This is a genomic window from Bradyrhizobium sp. Cp5.3, from assembly GCF_000426265.1.
Classification (GTDB): Bacteria; Pseudomonadota; Alphaproteobacteria; order Rhizobiales; family Xanthobacteraceae; genus Bradyrhizobium; species Bradyrhizobium neotropicale.
Map to the genome: position 1 here is coordinate 70,579 of NZ_AUFA01000005.1, position 12,828 is coordinate 83,406.

Here is a 12,828-nt window from a genome sequence, read left to right on the forward strand (position 1 = left end):
CCCGATTTAAGCCTCATCCTCTCCGGATTTGCGGCTCATTGCCACCCAACTCTTTGACGAGAAAGCGCAGGTAACAAGTTGCGTGCGTAACCGGGAGACCAGGATGGGCAACCGATCCGCGAGATTCGTATCCACACTCGTCGCCAGCATCATTGCCGGCGCACCATTGGCCGCCGTGTCGCAGAGTGCGCCGAACACACCGGCCGCTGCTGCGACCACGTCCGACGACTGTCTCGCCTCGCCCAAGGCCACCGCGCCGCAGGGACAGCACTGGTACTATCGTCTCGATCGCGCCAGCAAGCGGAAGTGCTGGTACACGCGTGCCGAAGGCGACAAGGCGGCGCAGACGTCGACCGCACCGAACGCGCAGACCGCGACCAGCACGGCGGATGCGGAACCAGCCGCGCCGCACTCGGTCCAAGACGCGCGCGCTGAATATGTGGCGCAGCAGAGGGGAACCGCATCGGCCGCGCCGAATGTGGCTGCGCCCGCGCCGGCTGCAGCGATCGCGCCGCCAGCACCGCGGCAGCCCCCCGCCGCCTCCGCCGATGGGAATAATGCCCAGCAGCAGGCGGCGGTCACTACACGCTGGCCCGACACCTCAATGATGGCCGCAGCGCCCGCGCCGCAGCCGGCGGCCGAACCGGTCACGGCCGATGCGCAGCCGAGCGCAGATCCCGGACAATCCCCTGCCCCGCAATCGCCTGCGCCGGTGACGCCGGCCACGGCGGAAGCCCCCGCCAAGCCGACCGGCTCGTTCCAGACGCTCCTGCTCGTCATCGGCGGCGCGCTTGCGCTCGCGGGCGTTATCGGCAGCGTGATCTATCGCTTCGCCGGCTCCCGCTCCCGTGTCCGCGTCCAGGCAGCTGACGGCTCCCGCCGCGTGAATTGGGACAATTGGGAGCAACAGGACCAGGACCGTGCGCCCTGGCTCGACGCAGTGGCGACCGCCCCATCACGCCTGCAACGGCCCCACCCGGTCGATTTCGACCTCGTGCGTCCCCTGGTCCCAAAACCCTTGGCCACAAAACCCACGGCGACAAAATCCTTGGCCACAAGACCCATTACGATCGTCGACAATCGCAACGCGTCCCAGGCGAACGAGAGCGCCGTGGAGGACACCCATGAGGGTAGCGAGTTCGCGGCCTTGGAGGCCGAGGTGCACGCATTGCAGCTCGCCGCAATCGACGCCCATATCGAAAAAGTCCAAATCGACGAGCATCAAGTCGACGAGCATCAATTCGATGAGGATCGCTTCGAGGGGACCCAGGTCGAGGAAGCCCACCTCGAACAGGTCGAAGAGTCAGCCGACGCCGACACGGTCGACATCGACGTCATCACCCAGATGCTCGAACGCCTGGCGAAGGAAGGCCCGCGGCTGACGCCGGCTAGCCCTGAAGCTGGCCTTGCAGACTTCGCACAAAGCCGACGAGGCCAACGCGCCGCTCGCGCTTGAGGCGCTCGGCCTTCAGGATCGACTGCACCTCGGCGAAGGCCGCATCGACGTCGTGGTTGATGACGATGTAGTCGTACTCGGCCCAGTGGCTCATTTCGTGACTGGCGCGGCTCATCCGCTTGCGGATGACCTCGTCGGAGTCCTGCGCGCGCGAGTGCAGCCGTTTCTCGAGATCGGCGGCTGACGGCGGCAGGATGAAGACGCTGACGACGTCGGCGCGCGCCTTTTCGCGCAGCTGCTGTGTGCCCTGCCAGTCAATGTCGAACAGCACGTCCTGGCCCGCCGACAGCGCCGCCTCGACCGGGCCGCGCGGCGTGCCGTAGCGGTTGTCGAACACGGTCGCCCATTCCAGGAGCTCGTCGCCCTTCACCATCGCCTCGAAGCGCGGCTTGTCGACGAACAGATAGTCGCGGCCGTCGACCTCGCCGGGCCGCATCGCCCGCGTGGTCGCGGAGACCGACATTCTCAGCCCGGGCATCCGCTCGATCAGCAGACGCGACAGCGTCGTCTTGCCCGCGCCCGATGGCGAGGACAGCACGAACATCAACCCGCGCCGCTCGACACCGTCAGTTCCGTGACCGCCCGTCGTCATCGATCACTCCAGATTCTGGACCTGCTCGCGGAACTGCTCGACCACGTTCTTCATGGCGAGTCCCGTATTGGTCAGCTCGATGTCGTTCGACTTCGAGCAGCAGGTGTTGACCTCACGGTGAAACTCCTGCGCCAGGAAATCCAGCTTGCGTCCGATCGGACCGCCCTTGCCGATCAGCTCGCGCGCCTGGGCGACGTGGGAGGCGATGCGGTCGAGCTCCTCGCGGATGTCGGCCTTGGTCGCGATCAGGATCGCTTCCTGCATCAGGCGGTCGGAATCGAAACGATCGGAGGTGTCGAGCAGAGCGGCGATCTGCTCGGCGAGCTTGGCCTTGATCGCCTCCGGCTTACGGCCGGGTGCGGCCTCCGCCTGCTTCGCCAGCGCCTCGATCTCGTCGACACGCTGGGTCAGGATCTGCCCGAGCGAAGTACCCTCGCGCTTGCGCATCTCGACGAGGTCGGCGAGCGCCTTGTCGAAGGCCTCGGCAACAGCGATGCGCGCCGCCTTGTCCTCCTCCTCGTCTCCCTCGGGCTCGGCAACCTCGATCACGCCCTTGATGGCGAGCAGGCCGTCGATGCTCGGCGCCACCGCGTCGACCTTGCCGGCGATCTGGGAGGCGGCCTTCAGCACGGCGGAGAGCACGTCCTCATTGATGCGAACGGAAGCTTCGGCATTGGTGCGCTTGACGTTCAGATTGGCGTAGACGGTGCCGCGCGACAGCACCTCGCTCGCGCGCTTCTTGGCATGGGCCTCGAGCTCGTCGAACCCCTGCGGCAGCCGCACGCGCAGGTCGAACCCCTTGGCGTTGACCGACTTCAATTCCCATTCGAACGTATACGGCCCGCTCGCGCCGTGGCTTCGGGCAAAGCCGGTCATGGACGACAGCGCCATTAGGTGGGTTTCTCCGGACAGGTAGGATTCGCGAGGCCATCAAGGCACGCGAATCTTAAGACTATTTTGCAGGAAAGTGGAATCCGCAAAGTCCGTAAGGCAGGCCAGCGATCCTAGCGCTGGACCACCGGCGGCGAGGCCGGCCACACCGAGCCCTGCCGGGCCGGCGCCGGATTTGCGGGCCGCGCCGGCGGCTTTTTCTGCTGGGTCGGCTTGGGCGGCGTGGTCGCGGTCGGTGTGTCGGCGGCGGCGGGCGCTCCGGCCGCAGGCGCCGGCGCATCGTCGGCCGGCTCGACCGTGTCGTTCTGGATCTGCTTCTCCATCGCGCGCAGCTTGGCGACGTTTTTCTGATGCGCGTCGTAGGTCTCGGTGAAGGCGTGCCCGCCGGTGCCGTCAGCGACGAAATAGAGGTCGCGGGTGCGGGCCGGATTGGCGGCGGCCTCGAGCGAGGCGCGGCCGGGATTGGAGATCGGCCCCGGCGGCAGGCCTTCGATCACATAGGTGTTGTAGGGCGAGGGCTGGGTGATCTCGCTGCGCTTGATCGGGCGGCCGAGCGTGCCCTTGCCGCCGACGAGGCCGTAGATGATCGTCGGATCGGACTGCAGCTTGATCTTCTGCTTCAGCCGGTTGACGAACACGGCGGCGACGCGGCTGCGCTCGTCCGGCTTGCCGGTCTCCTTCTCCACGATCGAGGCGAGCGTCACGAGCTGTTCCGGCGACTTGACCGGGAGGTCCTGGCTGCGGCGTTCCCAGATCTCGGCGAGCACGCGCTTGTGCGCCTGCTGCATGCGCTGGATCACCTGCTCGCGCGTGGTCCCGCGCGGGAACTTGTAGGTCTCCGGCAACAGCGTGCCTTCGCGCGGCAGCTCGCGCACGCTGCCGGTGAAGATGTCATTGTCGGAGAGCCGGGCCACGATCTGCTCGGAGGTCAGGCCTTCCGGTATCGTGACGGCATGCTGCACCACCTTGCCCTCGACGATGGTGGCGATGACGTCGCGCAGGCTCGCATTCTTCTGGAACGAATATTCGCCCGGCTTCAGATCCGAGCTCGCCTTCAACGCAGCGACGCTGGCGATGAACACCCACGGATTGACGTCGGTCACGCCTTCCTTGTTCAGGGTCTCGGCGATGTCACGCTTGCCCGCGCGCTGTGGGATGTTGACGATCTTGTCTTCCTTGAGCGGCCCGGCCGCCTCAAGCACCTGGCGGCCGTAATAATAGACGGCGCCGGCGCCGAGCATGCTGATCAGCAGGAGCGTGATGATGGCGTTGCCGACCACGACCAAGGGATTGCGCGCACGGTCCGATCGCTTCGGCGGCGGCGGCACCTGCTCGGGCTCCAGCGCGGCCCGCGGACTCCTGGGCGAAATGGGCGGCCTTTCACTCATCGAAGCAACCTGAATCCTGCCGGTTCAATCGCGGCCTGACAATCGCTTGCCCTGCCAAATGCACACGCCCACGAGTATGACTATCGCCGAATAAGGCAAAACGGTGGATTCGTCTCAAACGCAAGCTTTATTGGGCCAAGCGCCGGAGGATCACCGACGCGTTGGTACCGCCGAAACCGAAAGAATTCGACAACGCGACGTTGATCTCGCGCTTCTTAGCAGTATGCGGCACGAGATCGATCGCGGTCTGGACCGACGGATTGTCCAGATTGATGGTCGGCGGCACGACATTATCGCGAATCGCAAGAATGGCGAAGATCGCCTCGATCGCGCCGGCCGCGCCGAGAAGATGGCCAGTCGACGATTTGGTCGAGGACATCGCGACCTCTGAGGCGGCATTGCCGAGCAGCCGCTCCACAGCGCCGAGCTCGATCTCGTCGCCGAGCGGCGTCGAGGTGCCGTGCGCGTTGATGTAATCAAGATCGGACGGCGACAGGCCGGCGCGCTTGAGCGCCGCCGACATGCTGCGGAAACCGCCATCGCCATCGGGTGACGGCGACGTGATGTGATAGGCATCGCCAGACAGGCCGTAGCCGATCACCTCGGCATAGATCCTGACGCCGCGGCGTCTGGCGTGCTCGAGCTCTTCCAGGACCACCACGCCGGCGCCTTCGCCCATGACGAAGCCGTCGCGGTCCTTGTCATAGGGACGCGAGGCCTTCTCGGGCGTGTCGTTGAAGCCGGTCGAGAGCGCGCGTGCGGCGTTGAAGCCGGCAATGCCGATGCGGCTGATGGGCGATTCGGCACCGCCCGCAACCATCACGTCGGCATCGCCTAGCGCGATCAGACGGGCGGCATCGCCAATCGCGTGCGCGCCGGTCGAGCAGGCTGTGACCACGGAGTGGTTCGGCCCCTTCAGCCCATGCTCGATCGAGACATAGCCGGAGGCGAGATTGATCAGGCGGCCCGGAATGAAGAAAGGCGACACCCGGCGTGGCCCGCGCTCCTTCAGGAGAATGGCAGTGTCGGCGATGCCGTTGAGGCCGCCGATGCCGGACCCGATCATGGTGCCGGTCGCGCACTTGTCCTCTTCGGACTCCGGATGCCAATTGGCGTCGTCGAGCGCCTGCTTGGCGGCCCCCATGCCGAAGATGATGAAATCGTCGACCTTGCGCTGGTCCTTCGGCTCCATCCACTGGTCGGCATTGAAGCTGCCATTGGAGCCGTCGCCGCGCGGCACGACGCAGGCGATCTTGGTCTGGAGATCCGAGACGTCGAAGCTCTCGATCCGGCGCGCACCGCTCTCGCCGTTGAGGATCCGCTTCCAGGTCGGCTCGACGCCACAGCCGAGTGGCGTAACCATGCCGAGGCCCGTGACGACAACCCGCCTCATATCGCAAATCTCCGCTTCGAAAGATTCACGGCCGATAACAAGAAACCGGCTGACCGCCGGTGAGCGGCCCGTCCGGTTTCAATGTTGTCCCGCGAAAATGAAGAGCCTTAGCTCTTCGCGTTCTTCTCGAGAAACTTGGTGGCGTCGCCGACGGTGAGAATCGTCTCCGCGGCGTCGTCCGGAATCTCGCAACCGAATTCTTCTTCGAACGCCATCACCAGCTCGACGGTGTCCAGACTGTCGGCGCCGAGGTCGTCGATGAAGCTCGCGTTGTCGACAACCTTCTCGGGTTCAACACCAAGGTGTTCGACCACGATCTTCTTAACCCGCTCGCCAATGTCACTCATTGCTTAACCTCTTGTTCCCTGTAGACCCGACCCCCCGGGACGATACGAGCCGTCGTGGTCGTTGACTGCCTTCGCTTACGAACTTTGATTTGGCCCCATCCTAACCGATGCAAGGCCCGGCGAACGACGGCCAAGGCTCCGCATCGCCAATATACAGGGTTTCAAAAACCTGCAATGGCGTTCTTTGCCCATCCGTTGATGGTCCGGTTATCATACTTCAACTGCCTTGACTACAAGCCTCAATTCGCTCCGGAAACGGCCGTTTGCCGCATCCCGCACCGCCCCCGTGCGGGCGGTGCGAAACGAGGCCTCAGATCATGGCCATGCCGCCGTTGACGTGGATGGTCTGGCCGGTGACGTAGGCCGCTTCGTTCGAACTCAGGTAAACGGCGGCCGCCGCGATGTCCTCGGGCGTGCCCAGGCGCGCGGCCGGAACCTTGGTCAGAATCGTTTCACGCTGCTTGTCGTTCAGCGCATCCGTCATCGGCGTCTTGATGAAGCCGGGCGCGATGCAGTTCGCGGTGACGCCTCGCTTGGCGTATTCGGCGCCGAGAGTCTTGATCATGCCGATGAGACCGGCCTTGGACGCGGTGTAATTGCCCTGCCCGGGATTGCCGGTGACGCCGACCACGGAGGTGATGGCGATGATGCGGCCGAAGCGTTTGCGCATCATCAATTTGGTAGCAGCGCGCGCGAGCCGGAAGGTCGAGGTCAGGTTGACATTGATGACCTCGTCCCAGTCCTCGTCGCGGAGCTGGACGAAGAGATTGTCACGCGTGATGCCTGCATTGGCGACGAGGATGTCGACCTGTCCCATCGCCGCTTCCGCGGCAGGCACCAGCGCCTCGACCTCGTCGGCCTTGGACAGATTGCAGGGCAGCACGTAGGTGCGCTCGCCGAGCTTGCCGGCCAGTTCGTCCAGCACTTCCTTCCGCGTCCCCGAAATGGCGACCGTGGCGCCCTGGGCGTGCAGGGCCTGCGCGATCGCGCCGCCGATGCCGCCGGTCGCGCCGGTGACGAGCGCCTTCCTGCCAGTCAGATCGAACATCGATTACTCCTCTAGGCCTGCTTCGCAGCGGCCAATGCATCCTTGGCGGCGGCAATGTCGTTCGGCCCGCCGACCGCAACCCCGACCGCGCCGTCGGCGATGCGCTTGACGAGACCGGTGAGCACCTTGCCCGCGCCGATCTCGAAGAAACGGGTGACGCCCTGCCCGGCCATATAGGCAACCGACTCGCGCCAGCGCACCGTTCCGGTGACCTGCTCGACCAGACGGCGGCGGATCTCGTCGGGATCGGTGATGGCGCTCGCCAGCACGTTCGACACCAGGGGCGCCGCCGGCGCCTTGATCGTGACCTTCGACAGCGCTTCCGCCATCGCATCGGCGGCCGGCTGCATCAGCTTGCAATGGAACGGTGCGGACACCGGCAGCAGCATCGCACGCTTGGCGCCCTTGTCCTTGGCGATCTCGACGGCGCGATCGACCGCGGCCTTGTCGCCGGAGACGACCACCTGCCCGCCGCCATTATCATTGGCGGCCTGGCAGACCTGGCCCTGCGCCGCCTCGTCGGCGACTTCCATTGCGGCCTCGTAGTCGAGACCAAGCAACGCGGCCATGGCGCCGGCGCCGACCGGGACGGCTTTTTGCATTGCGAGACCGCGGGTGCGAAGAAGACGCGCGGTGTCGGAAATCGTCAGGCTGCCGGCCGCAGCCAAGGCCGAATATTCGCCGAGCGAATGGCCGGCAACGAAGGCTGCATCCCGCGCAACGGAAAAACCGGCCTCGCTCTCCAGCACGCGCAGGGTCGCTACAGAGACCGCCATCAGCGCCGGCTGGGCGTTTTCGGTGAGCTGGAGGGTCTCGGCCGGGCCATCCCAGATGGTGGCCGTCAGCTTCTCCCCAAGCGCGGCATCGACCTCGTCGAACACGGCGCGCGCCGCTGGAAAAGCGTCGGCCAAAGCCTTGCCCATGCCGACGGCCTGGGACCCCTGCCCAGGAAATGTGAATGCAGCCGTCATCGGCGCTCCCTGCTTGTCGAGCGTGATCCCTTCGAGAACCGCAGCCAATTACGCGCAGGCTTACGCCCTGGTTCCGGATCATGCTCCAAAGGGGGCCGTAGAACACTGTCCGGGACCGGAATGTCAAGCCGAGATAGACCTCCCGGCAGGCATTCAACAGGGAACGCCCCCCTCAAAACCCGCCGGCTGTCTGATTGACGTCGACCTCCGCGCCTGCCCGTGCACGGCGTGCGCTGTTCACGAGTTGGCCGGGACGGTCCTCCTGGTCGGGTTTCGCTGTCGCGAGCCGCAGCACCGCGGCGTAATTCGGCTGCACCTCCATGCGGCCGGCGTGACGGCTCTCGCTCAGCAGCCGATGCACCTTCGGCAGGTTGTAGCAGGGCACGTAGAACAGCAGATGATGCTCGAGGTGGTAGTTCACGTAGTACGGCGCAATGAACAGACGCTCGAGGAAGTTCGCATGCGTGGTGCGGGTGTTGCGCAGGGGATCGCTGCTGTCGGGGACGACCGCGTGCTCGGCGATGTTGCGGATGCGGGTGATCACCATCATCCAGGTCAAAAGCGGCACCAGCCATAGCAGCGGATAGGCCCACCACACGCCGGCCACGGCGAGCGCCGCGAACATTGCGGCGTTGACGAGGCATTGCGGCCCGAGCTTTTCCCAGAAATGTGCGGCGCGCTGGCGCCACGGCCAGTCCTTTGCCCCAAGCGCGTTGAGCAATTGCGCCTTGCGCTGCTGGTAGCCGGTCTGCCCGGTGATGTCGCGAATGAACTTGCGGCGATAACTCAGCTTGGTGATCGGAAACGGCGCCGACAGCACGAGGTCGGGATCATCCTCCTGCTGGGTGCGCGCGTGATGCTGAAGGTGATAGCGGCGATAGCTGCGCGTCTCCGCGAAGAGCGGATAGGCGCAGAGCCACTGGCTCAGCGCGAGATTGGTCTTCTCGTCGGCGGACAGGCAGCCATGCGCGCCATCATGCATGAGGATCGCGAGGCCGAGCTGGCGCGAACCGATGATGGCGACCGCAAAAAGGTAGGTCAGCGGATTGGGCCACCAGGCCACGAGCGCGATTGCGCCCAGAATCAATGCCCAGGCATGCGCGATCAGCGCGACGGCTTTCCACGTCGCACGTTGGCGCACGTCAACGAGCTGGTCCTCGGTGAGGAAATCGCGGGCACGCATGCGGAGCGCAGTCATGGCCTAACCCTCCTCGTCCCTGGAAGTTGAATCGCCGTCGTCGACGAGGCGCAGGCGCGCCGCCTCGCCGTTCGGTTTGGCCTGCTCGCCGAGGACACGCAGCATCTCGCCGCAGAGCTGTTCGGGCGAGCGGTCCATGGCGTAGCCTTCGAGGATGACGCCGATGGCGACGGCCCAGAACCGCCGCGAGCTTTCGTCGGGCGCGCGCAGCGAGCGCCAGCCATGCCGCGCCACCTGGCCGGCATAGGCTCGCGCGCCCTCGGTGTGCAGACGTTCGATGGTGCGCTCGACCAGCGGCGCGAGATCCTGGCGCCGCCGCGTCAACGTCAGCGCCTCGGCGAAGAAGGCGACCGAATCGCTTGCCGTCACCGTCTCCGCCAGCGCGTGGGTGTACTCCCGCGGCGAGCGCGCCTTCAGCGCCGCCTGCTCGGTCGCGCGCGCCAGGTACAGCAGATCGCGGCAGGCGCATTCGACGAACAGCGCCTCCTTGGTGCGGAAGTAATAGGTGATCTGGCTCGGGAAGGCGTTTGCGGCGGTCGCAATGTCGGCAATCGAGGTGCCGGACAGTCCCCGCTCCTTGAACAGTGGGCTCGCCGCATCGAGCAGCAGCGAGCGCATCTTGCGCCCGGCCGAGCGGGTGGCGCGGGCGGCGTGCTTTGGGTCGCCGGCCGTCTCGAACGGGGCCTGGACGGATTTTCCCGTCATTGGATCCTCCCTTGATTTATTTGTATGACATACAAACAAATAAATCAAGCCGTTTCGGACCCGTTTTGACACCCTCCCCGGGACCTTCCGGGCCGAAATTGGCCTGCCTAACCTTGCCAAGCCGGCCAAAATCCGTATAAAGCGCGCCATCCGCAGACCCCGGCCGGGAGCTGAACGGACGGTCTCAGCAAATCATTCGTGATTTTGATGTGGCAGGGCCAGTTGGCCCGTCGTCCCGTGTTTCCGCCTTCTGAGCTTAAGTCCGAGTCCTTTCCGAAGGCCTCGAAGGGCTTGACGCCGGGCGATGCGCCAACATGAGGAAAGGACTTCCATGCCTCTTTACGAGCATGTTTTTCTCGCGCGTCAAGACGCGAGCCCGCAGCAGGTCGAAGAGCTGACTGCGCAGATGACCGGTATCGTCGAAGGTCTCGGCGGCAAGATCACCAAGACCGAGAACTGGGGCGTGCGCTCCCTCACCTACCGCATGAACAAGAACCGCAAGGCGCACTTCGTGCTGCTCAACATCGACGCGCCGTCCGCGGCGATCGCCGAGATCGAGCGCCAGGAGCGCATCAGCGAAGACGTGATCCGCTATCTCAGCGTCCGCGTCGAGGAGCTCGAGGAAGGCCCGTCCGCGATGATGCGCAAGGCGGACCGCGATCGCGAGCGTGACGACCGTGGCGGCGGCTTCCGCGGCGAGCGCGAAGGCGGCTTCCGTGGCGACCGTGAGGGTGGCTTCCGCGGTGACCGCGGTCCGCGCCGCCCCCGCGAGGAAGCCGAAACCACGACGGATGAGGAGTAAGATCAATGGCTGAAGCTGGCGCCCGCCGTCCGTTCTTCCGTCGTCGCAAGACCTGCCCGTTCACGGGTCCCAACGCGCCGAAGATCGACTACAAGGATTCCAAGCTCTTGATGCGCTACGTCTCCGAGCGCGGCAAGATCGTGCCGAGCCGCATCACCGCGGTGTCCGCGAAGAAGCAGCGTGAACTCGCCCGCGCCATCAAGCGCGCGCGCTTCCTGGGCCTGCTGCCCTACGTGATCCGCTGATACGACCGACTTCGACCGGCGGCGATGCCGCCGCCGGTCACCACGTTCTGAACTCATAAGGCTTCCGGGTCGTCCGGTTGCCGATGGTTGGGGCAGGAGATGCCTCTAACCGCTCGGAAGGGGCGGGACAGCTGATGATGGCCTTTGGACTGATAGCCCTGATCGCCGGCGCTGCGTCGGCCCTGATGTTCGCCTCGATCGTTTCGGGCGCGCTGATCTCGCTCGTCCTGTTCTATCTTGCACCGCTGCCGCTGATGGTGGCCTCGATCGGCTGGGGACCGCTCTGCGCGAGCCTGGGCGGCATCGCGGCTGCGATCGGCCTCGGCGCCCTGTTCGGCCTGCCCTATTGCGTCGCCTTCGCCGTCACCGTCGCGCTGCCGGCGTGGTGGCTTGGCCACCTCGTCTTGCTCGGCCGGCACGTGGGCGCAGTTCCCGACGCCACCGAGCCGCCGGCCGAACCCGAGATCGAATGGTATCCGGTCGGCCGCATCCTGCTGTGGATCGCGGGCTTCGCGATGCTGACCGCAATCGCCGCCCTCCTCACGCTCGGCACCGATGCCGACAGCATCACCAGCACGCTGCGCCGCGGCCTGGTGCGCATCCTCCATGCCACCGATCCGCAGGCCGGCGGCGAAGCCGACCAGTTCGTCGATGCCCTGGTGCGGATTGCGCCGGCCGCCGCCACCATCGTCTCGATGATGACGCTCACGCTCAACCTCTGGCTCAGCGCCAAGGTGACGGCGACCTCGGGCCGGCTGCGCCGCCCCTGGCCGAACCTGATGACCGCTGAATTGCCGACCATGACGCTCGCGGTGCTGTGCGTCGCGCTCGCCTTCTGCTTCACCGGCGGGCTGCTCGCGATCGTCGCGCAGATCGCGACGGCGGCGCTGATGATGGCCTACGCGCTGACCGGCTTTGCCGTGCTGCATACGCTGACACTCGCCCTGAAGAGCCGCGCCTTCTGGCTCGGCTCGACCTACGCCGTCGTCGTCGTATTCGGATGGCCAGTGATCGCGATGGTGATCCTCGGTCTCGCGGACGCCGTGTTCGGCGTCCGCGAGCGCTTCCTGCGCAACCGGCAACCCCCGCCGCTGCCAACCTCTTAAGTCCAAACCCGAAACCAGAAACTCAGAGCACTTCAAAGGAGAACGTTATGGAAGTCATTTTGCTGGAACGCGTCAACAAGCTCGGCCAGATGGGCGAAGTCGTGAAGGTTCGCGACGGCTATGCCCGCAATTTCCTGCTCAAGCGCGGCAAGGCGCTGCGCGCCACCGCCGACAACCGCGCCAGGTATGACGGCATGAAGGCCGAGCTCGAGGCCCGCAACCTCCAGGCCAAGGGCGAGGCGTCCAAGGTCGCCGAGAAGATCGAGGGCAAGAACATCATCGTGATCCGCCAGGCCTCCGAAGCCGGCCAGCTGTTCGGCTCGGTCACCGTGCGCGACATCGTCACCGCGTTCGAGGCCGACGGCGTCCACCTCGACCGCCCGCAGGTGCAGCTCGACGCGCCGATCAAGACCATCGGCAAGCACACGGTCACGGTCGCTGTTCACCCCGAAGTCGAGGTCGAGATCACTGTGACGGTCGCGCGCAGCCAGGACGAAGCCGAGCGCATCAACCGCGGCGAGGACATCTCGACCCGCAACGAGGACCGCGATGCGGCCGCCGAGGCGATCGCCGCCGCCGGCGAGTTCTTCGATCCGGAAGCCCAGCACGAAGACATCGCGCCGGCCCCGGCTGCGGAAGAGACCGAGAAGTAAGCCTCGCGCTCTTGCGAAGCGAAGCCCGGCCGC

General features: G+C 65.7%; 14 protein-coding genes. 5 read left to right on the forward strand and 9 right to left on the reverse strand.

The annotated features are described in order from the left end of the window. The first annotated feature begins 103 nt into the window (after positions 1–103). Positions 104–1,456 (forward strand): hypothetical protein, encoded by a 1,353-nt coding sequence (locus K289_RS0110320; RefSeq protein WP_027551437.1) that lies wholly within the window; start codon positions 104–106, stop codon positions 1,454–1,456. On the opposite strand, the gene gmk is transcribed toward K289_RS0110320, so the two are convergent. The 9 genes from gmk to K289_RS0110365 all read right to left on the reverse strand — a co-directional run bounded on the left by gmk (position 1,389) and on the right by K289_RS0110365 (position 9,989). Further along, a complete protein-coding gene (gene gmk / locus K289_RS0110325) occupies positions 1,389–2,048 on the reverse strand; it encodes a guanylate kinase (protein WP_027551438.1) in 660 nt (219 codons plus the stop codon). The two genes, K289_RS0110320 and gmk, sit on opposite strands and share 68 nt — an antisense overlap. 3 nt (positions 2,049–2,051) lie before the next feature. Continuing rightward, positions 2,052–2,939 carry a YicC/YloC family endoribonuclease gene (locus K289_RS0110330; RefSeq protein WP_027551439.1) on the reverse strand — a complete coding sequence of 296 codons (888 nt, stop codon included), beginning with the start codon at positions 2,937–2,939 and terminating at the stop codon, positions 2,052–2,054. A gap of 113 nt (positions 2,940–3,052) precedes the next feature. Next, the gene (mltG, locus tag K289_RS0110335; protein ID WP_027551440.1) at positions 3,053–4,327 is read right to left on the reverse strand and encodes an endolytic transglycosylase MltG; all 1,275 of its coding nucleotides are present in this window, start codon (positions 4,325–4,327) and stop codon (positions 3,053–3,055) included. Positions 4,328–4,454: 127 nt separating this feature from the next. Continuing rightward, a complete protein-coding gene (fabF, locus tag K289_RS0110340; protein WP_027551441.1) occupies positions 4,455–5,720 on the reverse strand; it encodes a beta-ketoacyl-ACP synthase II in 1,266 nt (421 codons plus the stop codon). A gap of 107 nt (positions 5,721–5,827) precedes the next feature. Continuing rightward, positions 5,828–6,067 (reverse strand): acyl carrier protein, encoded by a 240-nt coding sequence (locus K289_RS0110345; protein ID WP_008551805.1) that lies wholly within the window; start codon positions 6,065–6,067, stop codon positions 5,828–5,830. Between the two features lie 310 nt (positions 6,068–6,377). Continuing rightward, entirely contained in the window at positions 6,378–7,115 is a 738-nt protein-coding gene (fabG, locus tag K289_RS0110350; RefSeq protein WP_027551442.1) for a 3-oxoacyl-[acyl-carrier-protein] reductase, read from the reverse strand. A gap of 11 nt (positions 7,116–7,126) precedes the next feature. Beyond that, positions 7,127–8,086: an ACP S-malonyltransferase gene (gene fabD / locus K289_RS0110355; protein WP_027551443.1), complete on the reverse strand. Its 960-nt coding sequence runs from the start codon at positions 8,084–8,086 to the stop codon at positions 7,127–7,129. 172 nt (positions 8,087–8,258) lie between these two features. Next, positions 8,259–9,284, reverse strand: coding sequence for a fatty acid desaturase family protein (locus K289_RS0110360; protein WP_027551444.1), 1,026 nt, complete (start codon positions 9,282–9,284; stop codon positions 8,259–8,261). 3 nt (positions 9,285–9,287) lie between these two features. After that, positions 9,288–9,989: a TetR/AcrR family transcriptional regulator C-terminal domain-containing protein gene (locus K289_RS0110365; protein WP_027551445.1), complete on the reverse strand. Its 702-nt coding sequence runs from the start codon at positions 9,987–9,989 to the stop codon at positions 9,288–9,290. Between the two features lie 331 nt (positions 9,990–10,320). Between K289_RS0110365 and rpsF the strand changes: the two genes are divergently transcribed. The 4 genes from rpsF (at position 10,321) to rplI (ending at position 12,795) form a co-directional block, all read left to right on the forward strand. Next, positions 10,321–10,791, forward strand: a complete 471-nt coding sequence (gene rpsF, locus K289_RS0110370) for a 30S ribosomal protein S6 (protein WP_027551446.1) — start codon at positions 10,321–10,323, stop codon at positions 10,789–10,791. A 5-nt stretch (positions 10,792–10,796) separates the two neighbouring features. Then, the gene (gene rpsR, locus K289_RS0110375; RefSeq protein WP_011441353.1) at positions 10,797–11,036 is read left to right on the forward strand and encodes a 30S ribosomal protein S18; all 240 of its coding nucleotides are present in this window, start codon (positions 10,797–10,799) and stop codon (positions 11,034–11,036) included. Between the two features lie 134 nt (positions 11,037–11,170). Next, positions 11,171–12,142: a DUF2232 domain-containing protein gene (locus K289_RS0110380; protein WP_027551447.1), complete on the forward strand. Its 972-nt coding sequence runs from the start codon at positions 11,171–11,173 to the stop codon at positions 12,140–12,142. Between the two features lie 47 nt (positions 12,143–12,189). Further along, positions 12,190–12,795 (forward strand): 50S ribosomal protein L9, encoded by a 606-nt coding sequence (gene rplI / locus K289_RS0110385; protein WP_027551448.1) that lies wholly within the window; start codon positions 12,190–12,192, stop codon positions 12,793–12,795. Positions 12,796–12,828: the final 33 nt, after the last annotated feature.

Coding starts and splice junctions, on each gene's coding strand:
- fabG (WP_027551442.1), bottom strand. CDS start 7,115: ATGTTCGATCTGACTGGCAGGAAGGCGCTCGTCACCGGCGCGACCGGC.
- K289_RS0110330 (WP_027551439.1), bottom strand. CDS start 2,939: ATGGCGCTGTCGTCCATGACCGGCTTTGCCCGAAGCCACGGCGCGAGC.
- K289_RS0110365 (WP_027551445.1), bottom strand. CDS start 9,989: ATGACGGGAAAATCCGTCCAGGCCCCGTTCGAGACGGCCGGCGACCCA.
- gmk (WP_027551438.1), bottom strand. CDS start 2,048: ATGACGACGGGCGGTCACGGAACTGACGGTGTCGAGCGGCGCGGGTTG.
- K289_RS0110360 (WP_027551444.1), bottom strand. CDS start 9,284: ATGACTGCGCTCCGCATGCGTGCCCGCGATTTCCTCACCGAGGACCAG.
- K289_RS0110345 (WP_008551805.1), bottom strand. CDS start 6,067: ATGAGTGACATTGGCGAGCGGGTTAAGAAGATCGTGGTCGAACACCTT.
- fabD (WP_027551443.1), bottom strand. CDS start 8,086: ATGACGGCTGCATTCACATTTCCTGGGCAGGGGTCCCAGGCCGTCGGC.
- rplI (WP_027551448.1), top strand. CDS start 12,190: ATGGAAGTCATTTTGCTGGAACGCGTCAACAAGCTCGGCCAGATGGGC.
- rpsR (WP_011441353.1), top strand. CDS start 10,797: ATGGCTGAAGCTGGCGCCCGCCGTCCGTTCTTCCGTCGTCGCAAGACC.
- fabF (WP_027551441.1), bottom strand. CDS start 5,720: ATGAGGCGGGTTGTCGTCACGGGCCTCGGCATGGTTACGCCACTCGGC.
- K289_RS0110320 (WP_027551437.1), top strand. CDS start 104: ATGGGCAACCGATCCGCGAGATTCGTATCCACACTCGTCGCCAGCATC.
- K289_RS0110380 (WP_027551447.1), top strand. CDS start 11,171: ATGATGGCCTTTGGACTGATAGCCCTGATCGCCGGCGCTGCGTCGGCC.
- rpsF (WP_027551446.1), top strand. CDS start 10,321: ATGCCTCTTTACGAGCATGTTTTTCTCGCGCGTCAAGACGCGAGCCCG.
- mltG (WP_027551440.1), bottom strand. CDS start 4,327: ATGAGTGAAAGGCCGCCCATTTCGCCCAGGAGTCCGCGGGCCGCGCTG.